Source organism: Cupriavidus sp. GW822-FHT06G04 (assembly GCF_058799075.1).
The window spans coordinates 250,820-263,709 of the sequence record NZ_JBXALD010000003.1; the positions used below are offsets into that span (position 1 = coordinate 250,820).

A 12,890-nucleotide genomic window follows, 5' to 3' on the forward strand; every position below is an offset into this window, starting at 1 on the left:
CCTAGAATGGGGACGATCCGATCGAGGCCCCCGCGCTTTCGATAGTCATTGCAAAGCCGATACCGATAAAGGTGCCCGCCTTGCCGGGACTGAGAATGGCGGTGACGATGCCGACCACTTCGCCGCTCATATTCACCAGCGGGCCGCCCGAATTGCCGGGATTGGCCGCCGCGTCGAACTGGATCAGGTGTTGAAGCGTTTGCTTGCCATCCGGAGAGACGAACTGGCGATCGAGCCCGGAAACCACGCCGGCGGACACCGACGGGCCGATGCCGAACGGAAAGCCGACGGCCACCACTTCCGAGCCCGGCACAAGGTCGCGGCTCGATCCAAGCGTGGCCGCGGGCAGGTCATCGGGCAACGATCGGGCCTTCAGCACAGCCAGGTCTTTTTCGGGGATGGCCTGCAGCAGCGTGGCCTCGGAGGTCTCGCCAGTGTGAAACTTCACGTCGACGCGGCTGGCGTTGGCTACGACGTGATAGCTGGTGAGGATCACGCCGTCGTCGGTCACCACCACGCCGGAACCGATGTGATCGTCGCCGCCGTCTTCGTCGGGCTGACCCTTGCGCTCGGGCGACTCGTCCTTCGCTTGGTCCTCGTGTGGCGGTGCAGGCGACCGCGGCAACGCCTTCGGGCGTGTCGATGGTGCATCACGCCGATGCTTGCGCGGATTCGACGCGACCACCGTCTGCTTGTCGTGGGTATAAATTTCAACGACCGATTCGCGCACGGCTTCGGCGGCGCGTGCGCTGCGTGCCGGGAGATTCTTTGTCTGCAATGTATGGAGAACGGCCGCGTCGATATCGGCCTGCGTCAGTGCGCGGGGCTTTGGCTGCAGGAGCCATGCTGCGCCGGCGCCTGCGACGAAGACCAGCACGAGCGCCGTGAAGACTGCACCGAAGACCGTCACTCGTTTCATCGCAACTCCCGACGTCCGTCCAGCTCTGCAAAATACAGTACCATCGTCTCACCGATGCGCCAAGGAGCGGAGCATGCAGTTCATCTGGCCGCAAATGCTCTGGCTGCTGCTAGCGCTTCCGCTGCTGGTGGCCGCTTACGTGTACCTGCTTGCGCGACGCAAGAAGGGCGCGTTCGTTTATGCCAGCCTGGCGCTGGCCCGCGCAGCGATTGGCCCGCGCCAACGCATGCGGCGCCATATTCCTCCCCTGTTGCTTCTACTGGCGCTGGGCGCGGCATTGCTGGCATGTGCGCGGCCCGTCGCCACAATTACTCTGCCTTCCGACGCCATCACACTAGTATTGGCGATGGACGTATCGCGCAGCATGGAGGCAACCGACGTGGCGCCCACGCGGATCCAGGCCGCGCAACAGTCGGCCCGCGACCTGATTGCCGGGCTGCCGGCGCGCGTGCGGCTTGGCATTGTTTCGTTCGCCACAACGGCCACGGTGGTATTGCCACCCACCGACAACCGGCGCGACATGCTCGAGGCGATCGACCGCTTTCAGTTGCAGCGCGGCACCGCTACCGGCAGCGGACTGATCCAGGCGCTGGCCGTGCTGTTTCCCGATGACGGTATCGATCTGGAGGCCATCCTGTTCGACGGCGGAGCCGCGTCTTCGGGCCGGCCGGCGGTTCCCCTGGACGAAGCGGCGGCCGCGGACGCCCTGCGCAAGCGGCGCGCGGAGCGCGCGCCGGCGCAGCCGGGCTCGTACCGGCATGGCGCGGTGATTCTGCTCAGCGATGGCCGCCGGACTACCGGGCCCGATCCGCTCGAAGCGGCTCGGCTGGCGATGCAGCGCGGCGTGCGGGTCTATACGGTGGGATTCGGCGCGCGCCAGGGCGCGCCGTCCGAGCCGGGGCTGTCCTATTTCATGCAGCTTGACGAGCCCACCCTGCGCGCGCTGGCCACCATGACCGGCGGAGAGTATTTCCAGGCCGGGTCGGCGGCGGACCTGAGCCGCGTCTACCAGCAGCTCAGCGCGCGCTTCGCGCTGGAAAGCCGCGAGACCGAGATTGGCGCGCTACTGGCCGGGGCCGCCATCGTCCTACTTATATCGGCGGGCACGCTGTCATTGCTGTGGTTCCGGCGCTAGCGGCGCGGATCAGAAGCCGGTGTCGGCGGCCGATATGAGCCGCCACTGCCTCCCGTTCGATTCCAGCCGATGCGTCAACCTGAGCGACTCAAGAAAGCGTGCGTCATGCGATACCACGATCAATGCGCCGGGGTAATCGTCCAGCGCCTGCTCTATGGCCTGGCTCGATTCCAGATCGACGTGGTTGGTCGGCTCGTCCAGCAGCAGAAGCTGCGCGGGGTCGTTGCTCCACAGTACGCACGCCAGCGCGGCCTTCAGCCGCTCGCCGCCGCTCAAGGCGCCAGATGGCACGCGCACCAGATCGGCATGCAATCCCAGCAATGACAGATGACTGCGCAGCACGCCATCGGGCAGCGGCGTGCGCAACTGGTGCAGGCGATCGAGCACGGACAACTGCGGCGGCAGCAGGCTGGTGGCTTGCTGGTCCAGCCACGCGCTGCGCACGCCGGTTTCGCAAATGCCCGAAACCGGTGCGATGGTGCCGGCCAGCATCTTCAGCAACGTGGTCTTGCCGCAGCCGTTGGGCCCCGTGATCGCCACGCGTACCGGCCCGTTGAGCGTCATGCTCAGCGCCGCGCTGTCTTGCGGAAACGGCGCGACGGCGTCTTCCAGATAAATCACGCGCTTTCCCGCGGCAATGGCCGTGCCGGGGAGGACAAGCGCGACGGCCCGGTCCGCTTCGACACGGCGCGCCGCCAGTTGCACTGCGTCATCGAAGCGGGCCTGCGTGTCCTGCAAGCGTAGCCGCTCGCGTCCCGCAAACGCTTGCGCGCCATCCTTGCGGCGGCCCATCGCGATGCCGGGGATATTGGCGTCCTTCGCACTGCGCGATTGCTGTGCGGCACGGCGCTGCTGCGCATCATGCTGGCGATGCAGTGCGCGTTCGGCGGCGGCACGTTCGGCGCGCGCATGGTCCAGCGATGCTTGCGCGGCAGCGGCCTGTGCGCTGCGTTGCGCAAGGTAAAGCGTGTAGTTGCCGCCGTAGCTGCGCAGTCCATTCGGCGCCAGTTCCACGATCCGGTCCATCGCGTCGAGCAGTTCCCGATCATGGCTGATCAGAATCAGGCCGCCCGTCCAGCGTTGTAGCCGCTCATGCAGCCAGCGGCGGGCGTCGCTGTCGAGATGATTGGTCGGTTCATCAAGCACCAGGCCTTGCACGTCGGCCAGGAGTGCGCCGACCAATGCCACGCGCGTCAGTTCTCCGCCGCTCAGCGATACAGCCAGATCGTGCGGCTGCAAATGGCCCAGCCCGCTGTCCGCCAATGCTTGCTCCAGGCTGGCGCGTATGGTCCATCGCCCATCGAGCAGATCGAAATCGCTGGCAAGCGGCGCGCCGCTTTCCATGCGTTCCAGCGCATCGAGCAAAGCGGTCAGGCCGGCGACATCGGCCACCGTCGCGCCCGCTGCGGGCACGATTTCCTGCGGCACATATGCGATCGCACCGTGGCGCACCACCTGGCCGATATCGGGCGAAATCAGGCCGGCCAGCGTCCTGCCCAGCACGCTTTTGCCCGTGCCGTTTCTACCGAGCAGGCCGACGCGCTCGCACTGGAAGGTTTCATTGAGGTCATGCAGCAGCGCGCGGCCGTCGGGCAGCGTTACGCTGACGTGCCGTAGCGTGATGGAGAATTCGGGTGCGTCCGGCGCGACGGCGTCGGAGGAAACGGTCGGGGTCAGCGTCAATACCCCGGGGGCTGCGCCCCTGATTTGCGACATGAGCGATCCCGCTTTTTCGAATGTCGAAGTTCGGCATTCTCGCACGCATCGCCAATGCAACGAGCCCCGGCCATTGCTGGCGGGGGCTCGAATTCGACAATGATTGTCGAGGCGCGATCTGTCAAATCAGCCAGCCTTGCTCTGGGAAGGCTGGCGGTGCGGGCCGTCGGCACGATGGCCGGGGACCCGCGCAGACGCTGATTTAGGCGGCCACTGCGGTGTCGGCGGCCGGTGCTGCAGCCGGCGCAACCTTGGCGCGACGTGCCTTTGCCACCGGCTTCGCGGCCGGCTTGGCTGCGGCTTGCGGCTTGGCTGCCTTCGCGACCTTGGCTGCGGGCTTGGCAGCCTTCACGGGCTTTGCCACCTTGGCGGTCTTTGCCGGCGCCTTGGCTGCCTTCACCGGCTTGGCGGCTTTCACAGGCTTGGCTGCCTTGGCGGTCTTTGCCGTCTTGGCCTTTGCCTTGGCGGCTGCAGCCTTTTCCTTGGCGGCGGCCTTTTCTGCCACGACTGCGGCGCGCGCCGATTCCTTCAGCTTCTTCAGGTCGGCAACCGCCTTGACGATGGCCTTCTTACCGGCAGCAACCTGCTTGACCAGTTCTGCGCGCAGCTTGTCCAGTTGCTTCTGGGCAGCCTTCACTTCGCGGTCGAAGGCGCTTGCCTTCTTTACCGGGGCTGCAACTTTCTTCGTTGCGCGCTTGACGGGGGTTGCTGCAAGTTTCTTGATGGCCATGCGGATATTCTCCATAGAGTGATTTTCGATGGAGGCGGAGTGTAGCAGCGAACAGTAAAAAAAATCTCGCCTGCACAGTAATTTTTCTGGCAAACAGAGTGGTGAGTGTCGCTAATTTGTCCTGAATCGATCCAAGGCCAATCACGTGGTCCGGATTTTCGGGTTATCGCCTCGCGATGCGATTGGCAAATTGCCGAGCGATTCGGCTGGCAGTTGCGCGCTGGCAATCCGGTGGGCGATGGCGCTGTAACGGGTGCCGCAATGGGCGCGACGCCGCGGCGTCCGGCGTCGGCGTCTGTGAAATTGTCGGCAGAAAAGGTTGGCGGGAAAAGTCGGACGCGAAGGTTGGTTGCAAACGTTGGCCGCAAAATTCGAGCGCAACGATTCGCGTGTCAGCGCTGTCGGAAAGGCGGTTCGGTTCCGGGCCGCCGGTTCCTATGCCGTCTGCGATCCGGTTGCGATGGCGCCCTGGCGACGATGCTGAACGGCGCGGCCGCTGCTGCCCATTGCCACCACGCGAAGGGCGCCGTCCCAAGCTGGCGTGGCAAGGTCCAGTACATAGTCGCCCTGTCCGGCCTTGTCATACAGGATGTCGCGCATGACCTGGCCAATCGCGATCCGGCATAGCCCTTCGGTGGAGAGCGTGGCTTCGTCGGCGACAACTTCGTCGGGACCGAGAATCGCGAACGAGCGGCGGCAGGCGCCTATGAAGCTGGTGAAGCGGATAGCCAGCGGATGTCTGCTGACAGCCACATGGTAGGGAAGTCCGAGGCCATCTACGGTAAGCGTGCAAAGAAAACTGGATTGCGCGGTAGCAGGGGTCATGGCGGAAATGTTTTAGGGATTGGCATCGCCTTTCGATACCAGCATCCACGTTCCCGACTCTACTCCTTTCAACTCCTTTGCAGTGCATCGCGCGTTTTTATTCATCGCCCGTTCTGAAATGCGAAAGTGGAGGGCGATATTCATTAGCGTCAGATTCTGTGCCGTCTGCAGCGAATCGGCCGCGATGCCGTTGCGCAGTGTCCCTATTGCGTGCATTTGTCCTGATATACGCGCTGCAGCTGCCTGCGCGTGCGGTCGCGCTCGACGGTGGTGATGTCGTTGCCCTGGCTGTTCTCGACCGGTGCGCCCGACGGCCGGTAACTGCGGCGCGGCTCCTGGCCGATTTGCTGGGCCAGCCGATTGCATTGTTCGTCGAGCGACATCGGCTGCGAAGGGGAAGGCTGAAAGCGCTGGGTGCCGCCGCGCACGGCATCGGAGATCGCGTCGTTGATCGCGGCGTCGTCCGACGATGAAGTCGGCGGGGTCTGTGCATGTCCGTGAAACAGCGGCGTCAATGCCGCGAGCAGAACGAGTTGGCTTACGTGGCGGCGCAGCGGCATGAAATCTCCCCGGTTAATCGGCCAGAGCATGTTAGCGCCGCGGACGGAGCGCCGTCCATCCCTTCGCGCGATCTCTTTTCACATTCGCCCTGACCGTAGCGATGCAAAACCGCTAGGCGTCCCCATGCGCGGTACCGCCCGGTGCACCGCGCGCGAGGATCTTGTACAGGTGCGAACGCGAGATCCGCAACTGCTCGGCGGCGCGCTTCTTGTTGCCGCCGTGTCGTGCGATGGCGTCGATGACCGCGGCGTAGGCCAGTTCGCTCATGTCGGCACCGCCGTCATCGGCATACGACGCGCGCAACGGCTGCTGCTGCACGGTGTTGGACGCAAACGCGGCTGGGGTGGGATGCGCGGTAGCTTCGTCGAGCATCCCGGCACTTGCCGGGCCGTTCCGGGCCGCCTCGCCGCGCGCAAAATCGGCCACGCGCAGCGTGCGTCCATCGCAAAAGACCAGCGCTTCCTCGATCCGCTGGCGCAGTTGCCGGACATTGCCGGGCCACGGCTGGCCGGCCAGATAACGCGCCACATCGTGGTCAATCCTTGGCGCAGGCATGCCGTTGCGGGCGCAGAAGGCATCGACAAAATGCTGCAACAAGGCGGGAATATCTTCCCTGCGCTGCCGCAGCGCCGGGATGCGCAACACCACGCCGCTGATCCGGTAGTAGAGATCCAGGCGGAAGCGGCCAGCGTCAATCAGTTCGGAGATATCGCGATTGGTGGCGGACACCAGCCGGAAATCGACGCGCTTTGGCCGTCCGCTGCCAAGCCTTTCGACCATATGGTCTTCCAGTACGCGCAGCAGCTTGACCTGCATTTCCATCGGGATATCGGCCACTTCGTCGAGAAATACCGTTCCGCCTGCGGCCATTTCGAGCTTGCCGGCCTGGCCCTGCCGGCGGCTGCCCGTGAATGCGCCCGGCGCATGGCCGAACAGTTCCGATTCGAGCAGCGTGGCCGGCAGCGCGGCCAGGTTGAGGCTGACCAGCGGCCGCTCGCTGACGGGTTCGATCCCCGAAGCATGGATCGCGCGCGCCACCAGTTCCTTGCCCGTGCCGCTTTCGCCGAGGATCAGCACCGGCACGTCCAGGCGTGCCACGGTATGGATTTCGCGACGCAGGCGCTGCATTGGCGCGCTTTCGCCAATCAGTCCGAGCGTGGCCGGCGCTTCGCGCAGTCCGTCAAACTGGCGCTGGTAGCGCGCCACCTCAGAGCGCAATGCCGACAACTCTTCATGCATGCGGATCAGCGCGTCTGGTCCCTTGAACATGACCTGTCCGATTGCCCCCACCACCTGCCCGTCGTGGCGGATCGGAAAGCGGTTAACCACGCGCGCGTCGCCGTTATTCATCTGCTGCAACTGCCCAATTTCGGCCTTGCCGCTGGCGACCACCTGCGGCAATCGCGAGTTCGGAATCACGTCGGCGGCATGACGGCCGATGCCGCCACCTGGTTCAAGGCCGAGGAATTTCTCGTGCACCGGACTCAGGAAGCGCATCCGGCCGTCCTTATCGACCACCGTGATGGCGTGGTAGGGATCGTTGAGGAAGTGGTCGAGGATCGCGCCCGCAAAGGGGACGGTTGCCAGCAGATCAAACAGCACCGCTTGCGCGTCCATCGCGTGGATGAGGATCACCCGATGCGCATCGTCTTCGAGCGACAGCCCGATGTAGCGCTGCGTGCCGGCATCGACGGGGAACAGACGGCGGCCGTCGGCCGCGTGGGCGGCATGATCGCAAGCCGCTTGCGCAGCGCGTGCCGTAACGGGATCAGTGCAGACGCCGATGGCGGCCACTTGCGCGCCATCGCGTGAAAGGATCAGGGCGCCAAGCGCGGGGGGCGATAAGGCGGGATGTGTTGTCTCCGAGGACACCGTTGTCTCCTGTCAGTGTCCATGTTGCGGACACTTTTTGTCGTTATGGCGGACATCATAGCGGCGCCGATTGGAATCCTCAATGAAATCAAGCGCTGCGCAGCATGCGCCACGCTGGCACGGGTTGTGCGGTGTTCTAGCGGTGAACACACCAAGAACAAAAACGGAGACACCGTGAGCTGGCAGCCCGAGATCGACGAACTGGCGCATCGCCGCCGCCTGGCCGACCGCATGGGTGGCGAGGAAAAGCTGCAGCGCCACAAGGCCGCAGGGCGGTTGAGCGTGCGCGAACGCGTGGCGGCTATCGCCGATGCCGGATCGTTCCGCGAAGTGGGCGGCCTGAGCGGCAGTGGTCGCTATGACAGCAACGGCCGGCTGCTGGACGTGATGCCATCGAATCTGGTGACCGGACGCGCGCAAATCGACGGGCGACCTGTGGTGCTGGTGGCCGACGATTTCACGGTCAGGGGCGGAGCCAACGAGGGCGCGGTCGGAGAAAAACTGATCCACGCCGAAAAGATGGCGCACGAATTGCGCTTGCCGATGGTGCGCCTGGTCGATGGCACCGGTGGCGGCGGCAGCGTGCGCAATATCGAAATCAAGGGTCACACGCTGCTGCCTACCATGAAGGTCTGGCAGCATGTCGTGCAAAACATGTCGACGGTGCCCGTCGTGTCGCTCGCGCTGGGTTCGGTGGTTGGCATGGGCGCGGCGCGGGTGGCGGCCAGTCACTATTCGATGATGGTGAAGGAGACCTCGCAACTGTTCAGCGAGGGTGCGCCGTCGATCGCGGCGCGCAGCGGCCAGCCTGTCGACAGGAATGCGCTGGGCGGCAGCCATATCCATACGCGCAACGGCGTGGTGGACGACGAGGTGGCCACCGAGCACGAAGCGTTCGCGCGGGCGCGCCAGTTCCTGTCATACCTGCCGGGATCAGTGCACGAACTGGCGCCGCGCATGGCAAGCGGCGATGACCCGGCGCGCCGCGACGAATGGCTGCTGTCGGCGATTCCGCGCGATGGCCGCGTCGACTACGAGATTCGCCCGATCGTGCAAGCGCTGGTCGATGCCGATTCGTTCTTCGAGATCGGCCGGCATTGGGGGCAGGCCATCGTCACGGGCCTGGCGCGCATCGACGGCTGGCCGGTCGCACTGATTGCCAGCGATCCTGCGTTCCACAGTGGCAACTGGGATGGCGCGACGGCGCAGAAATTCACGCGTTTGGTCGATCTGGCGCAGACCTTCCATCTTCCCGTGGTCAATCTGGTCGATACCGCCGGTTTCCAGATTGGCATCGAAGCCGAGCAGGCCGGCGTGATGCGCGATGGCGTACGTGCGCTGGCGGCGGTCTATCAAGCCACCGTGCCGTGGTGCTCGGTGATCGTGCGACGCGCCTACGGCGTGGCCGCCGCGGCGCATCAGCACATGGGACGTTTCAATTTTCGCTACGCGTGGCCATCGGCCAACTGGGGCGCATTGCCGATCGAAGGCGGGCTCGACGTCGCGTACAAGGCCGAAATCGAAGGCGCCGACGATCCGGTGCAAAAGCGTGCCGAGATAGAACAGCGCGTACGCAGCCTGACATCGCCGTTCCGCAGCGCCGAGGCCTTTGTCATCGAAGACATCATCGACCCGCGCGATACGCGCGCGTTGCTCTGCGAGTTCGCCAATCTCGCGGCGCCGCTGCGCGAGCCTGGCATCAGCCGCTTCGGCATCCGGCCCTGAGCGGCCCTCGCCATATCGATTGGGCGTGACTGCATTCCAAAATAAATAAGGAGACTGGTTTGAAAAAATTGCTGATTGCGAATCGGGGGGAGATTGCCTTGCGCGTACTGCGCGCGGCGCGCGATCTCGAGATTGGCACCGTGGCGGTCTATTCGCAGGACGATTCAAGCGCGCTTCATCGCATCCTGGCCGACGAAGCCGTTGCGCTCGACGGCGCCGGCCCCGCTGCATATATCGACATCGAAGGCATCATCGCAGCGGCCAAAGGGTCCGGATGCGACGCCGTGCATCCGGGCTATGGATTCCTTAGCGAACGCGCCGATTTTGCGCAAGCCTGCGCCGATGCCGGCATCCTGTTTGTCGGTCCGACGGTGGAACAGCTGGCGTTGTTTGGCGACAAGGGCCGCGCACTGGCATTGGCGCGTGACGGTGATGTGCCGGTCATGCCCGCGACGCCAGGTGGCGCATCGTTGGAAGCCATTACAGAATTCTTCGATGCGCAGGGCGGCGCGGGCGTGGTGATCAAGGCCGTGGGCGGTGGCGGCGGCCGCGGCATGCGCGTGGTCCGGCACCGCGACGGCTTGCCCGAAGCCTATGCGCGCTGTCGCTCGGAAGCTGCATCGGCATTCGGTGTCGATGCATTGTATGCGGAGCGGTTGGTGGCGCGCGCACGCCATATCGAAGTCCAGATTGCCGGCGACGGCGAGCAGGTCATCGCGTTGGGCGAGCGCGACTGCACGTTGCAGCGACGCTTTCAGAAACTGGTGGAAATCGCACCAAGCCCGGTGCTGCAACCGCATCTGCGAGACGAAATCATCAAGGCCGCGCTGCGCCTGGCGCGCCGCGTCAACTACCGCAGTCTCGGCACTTTCGAGTTTTTGGTCGAAGAGACCGAAGATGGCGAGCAGATGAATTTCGTCTTTATCGAAGCCAATCCGCGCCTGCAGGTCGAGCACACAATCACCGAGCAGGTAACGGGCGTCGATCTGGTGGCGCTGCAGATCGGCTTGGCCGCGGGGCGCACGCTGGCGGAGCTGGGTCTGAATTCCGCTTTGCCGCCGCTGCCGCGTGGCTTTGCAATTCAGGTACGTGTGAACGCGGAGATGACCGATGCGCAGGGCCTTGCGCGTCCGGCCCATGGCAGGCTCGAACGTTTCGATCCACCGACGGGTCCTGACGTGCGCGTGGACACGCATGCCTATGCCGGTTACGAGCCGTCGCCCAATTTCGACACGCTGTTGGCCAAGCTGATCGTTAGCAGTGCTGCGCCGAAGTTTGACGCCGCGGTGCGCCGGCTGCAGCGCGCTCTGGCGGAGTTTCGCATTGTCGGGGTGCCTACCAATCTGGATTTGCTGCGCGCGCTTGTGCAGCGCGACGACTTCCTGACGCAGGATATTCATACGCGGCATTTCGAAGCGATTTTGCCGGAGCTGGCCGCAGCCGCGCAGTCGATTGCCCACGCGGGCCGCGCGCAGGACGCGCTGCTCGGTGGCGCGGTGCGCCAGGCTGCGGCGCACGCGCCGCGCGCCGCCGAGCCGGAGGAGCAGATCGACGAAGGGCTGGTGGCCGTTCGCGCGCCGCTGACGGGCCGTGTGGTCGAGATTGCCGTGCAGTTGAACGACATCGTCAAGCCTGGGCAAACCGTGGCGGTGCTCGATGCCATGAAGATGGAGCATGCGATTGCCGCCGAATGCGCCGGCCGCGTCGTTGACTTGCGGCTTGAAAAGAACGCGCTGGCGTCGGAAAACCAGGTGCTGATCGTACTGGAGCAGACCGATGCCGATGGCGCTGCCGCCGATACCGCGCAGACCCACGACCCGGCGGCGATCCGTGCCGATCTGCAGCGTGTGCTTGATCGCCATGCCTATCTCTACGATGAAAATCGTCCCGACGCGGTAGCCCGACGCCGTTCGCGCAATCAGCGTACGGCGCGTGAAAATATCGCGGACCTGTGCGATGCCGACACGTTTGTCGAATACGGCGCGCTGGCGCTGGCGGCGCAGGCTACGCGCCGTACCCGCGAGGACCTGATCGCCAATACGCCCGCCGATGGGCTGATCACCGGCGTGGGCAGCGTCAACGGCGACCTGTTCGGCAAGGATCGTGCGCGCAGCGCCGTGATGGCCTATGACGCCACCGTGATGGCAGGCACACAAGGCAAGCGCAACCATATCAAGACCGATCGCATTGTCGAGGTGGCGCTGCGTGACGAACTGCCGCTGGTGCTGTTCGGCGAAGGCGGCGGTGGCCGCCCCGGCGACGTCGACTATCCGTCCGTGTCGGGTCTGTACCAGCCATCGTTTGCGGCGTTTGCCGAACTGAGCGGCCAAGTGCCCGTGGTGGGCATCGTGTCGGGCCGATGCTTTGCCGGAAATGCCGCTTTCCTTGGATGTTGCGATGTGATCATCGCCGACAAATCCGCCAATATCGGCATGGCGGGTCCTGCCATGATCGAAGGCGGCGGGCTTGGCATTTTTCGCCCGGAAGACGTCGGACCCGCGCCGGTGCAGTACGCCAACGGCGTCATCGACGTGCTGGTGGAAAACGAGGCCGAGGCCACGCGCGTGGCGCGCCATTACCTGTCGATGTTCCAGGGACGGGTTGCCGACTGGAGCGCGCCGGACCCCATTCAGCTGCGTCATGTGGTCCCGGAGAACCGGCTGCGCGTTTACGACACGCGCAAGGCGATCGAAGGCATTGCCGATGCCGGTAGCGTGCTGATGCTGCGCGGCGGATTTGGCGCGGGGATCCATACCGCGCTGGCGCGCGTGGAGGGCCAGGCGGTGGGCGTCATGGCCAACAATCCGTATCACCTGGGCGGCGCAATCGACGCGGATGCGGCTGACAAGGCGTCGCGCTTCATGCAGCTTTGCGATGCGCATGGCCTGCCGATCGTGTCGCTGATCGACACGCCGGGATTTATGGTGGGGCCCGACGTGGAGGCGCGCGCGCAGGTGCGCCATGTATCGCGCATGTTCCTGACGGCAGCCAAGCTGCGCGTCGCGTTGCTGGCCGTCACGCTGCGCAAGGGCTATGGGCTTGGCGCGATGGCGATGGCGGGCGGCGGATTCCGCTCGGCGAGCTTCACGATCTCTTGGCCGACCGGTGAATTCGGACCGATGGGGCTGGAAGGCGCGGTGCGGCTCGGCTTCAAGAAGGAACTGGAGGCGCTGCCGGAGGGCCCGGAGCGCAAGGCGTTGTTCGACAAGCTGGTGGCGCAATCGTACGAGCGTGGCCACGCCATCAACACGGCTGCAGCCGTGGAGATCGACGCCGTGATCGATCCTGCCGAAACGCGCAAATGGATTGCACAAGGCATCGCATCGGCGGAAGTGCGCGGCCGCCGCGCGCGCCGTGGCTTCGTCGACGCATGGTAGCCGCCGGCGCAATGACCACCGAGCCAGCAA

General features: G+C 65.0%; 9 protein-coding genes. 3 read left to right on the forward strand and 6 right to left on the reverse strand.

Features of this window, described 5'->3' with window-relative positions; all coding sequences use genetic code 11:
• Window position 1: 1 nt before the first annotated feature.
• Complete coding sequence (locus AC1RKI_RS08445; protein ID WP_492796038.1) at window positions 2-919, reverse strand: S1C family serine protease; 918 nt, start codon at window positions 917-919, stop codon at window positions 2-4.
• Between the two features lie 73 nt (window positions 920-992).
• Here AC1RKI_RS08445 and AC1RKI_RS08450 point away from each other — a divergent pair, with 73 nt between their 5' ends.
• On the forward strand, window positions 993-2,054 hold the full coding sequence (locus AC1RKI_RS08450; RefSeq protein ID WP_492796036.1) for a VWA domain-containing protein: 1,062 nt from the start codon (window positions 993-995) through the stop codon (window positions 2,052-2,054).
• Between the two features lie 9 nt (window positions 2,055-2,063).
• Here the strand turns inward: AC1RKI_RS08450 and AC1RKI_RS08455 are convergent, their stop codons facing one another.
• From AC1RKI_RS08455 to AC1RKI_RS08475, 5 genes are all read right to left on the reverse strand, one after another.
• Window positions 2,064-3,770, reverse strand: coding sequence for an ABC-F family ATP-binding cassette domain-containing protein (locus AC1RKI_RS08455; protein WP_492796034.1), 1,707 nt, complete (start codon window positions 3,768-3,770; stop codon window positions 2,064-2,066).
• Window positions 3,771-3,972: 202 nt separating this feature from the next.
• On the reverse strand, window positions 3,973-4,500 hold the full coding sequence (locus AC1RKI_RS08460) for a hypothetical protein (RefSeq protein ID WP_084003858.1): 528 nt from the start codon (window positions 4,498-4,500) through the stop codon (window positions 3,973-3,975).
• Between the two features lie 435 nt (window positions 4,501-4,935).
• Window positions 4,936-5,325 carry a hypothetical protein gene (locus AC1RKI_RS08465; protein ID WP_084003847.1) on the reverse strand — a complete coding sequence of 130 codons (390 nt, stop codon included), beginning with the start codon at window positions 5,323-5,325 and terminating at the stop codon, window positions 4,936-4,938.
• A gap of 203 nt (window positions 5,326-5,528) precedes the next feature.
• Window positions 5,529-5,885, reverse strand: coding sequence for a hypothetical protein (locus tag AC1RKI_RS08470; protein ID WP_061954118.1), 357 nt, complete (start codon window positions 5,883-5,885; stop codon window positions 5,529-5,531).
• 112 nt (window positions 5,886-5,997) lie between these two features.
• Window positions 5,998-7,758, reverse strand: coding sequence for a sigma-54 interaction domain-containing protein (locus AC1RKI_RS08475; RefSeq protein WP_492796031.1), 1,761 nt, complete (start codon window positions 7,756-7,758; stop codon window positions 5,998-6,000).
• 174 nt (window positions 7,759-7,932) lie between these two features.
• Between AC1RKI_RS08475 and AC1RKI_RS08480 the strand changes: the two genes are divergently transcribed.
• Window positions 7,933-9,483, forward strand: coding sequence for an acyl-CoA carboxylase subunit beta (locus AC1RKI_RS08480; protein ID WP_061954279.1), 1,551 nt, complete (start codon window positions 7,933-7,935; stop codon window positions 9,481-9,483).
• A 59-nt stretch (window positions 9,484-9,542) separates the two neighbouring features.
• Entirely contained in the window at window positions 9,543-12,860 is a 3,318-nt protein-coding gene (locus AC1RKI_RS08485) for an acetyl-CoA carboxylase family protein (RefSeq protein ID WP_492796029.1), read from the forward strand.
• Window positions 12,861-12,890: the final 30 nt, after the last annotated feature.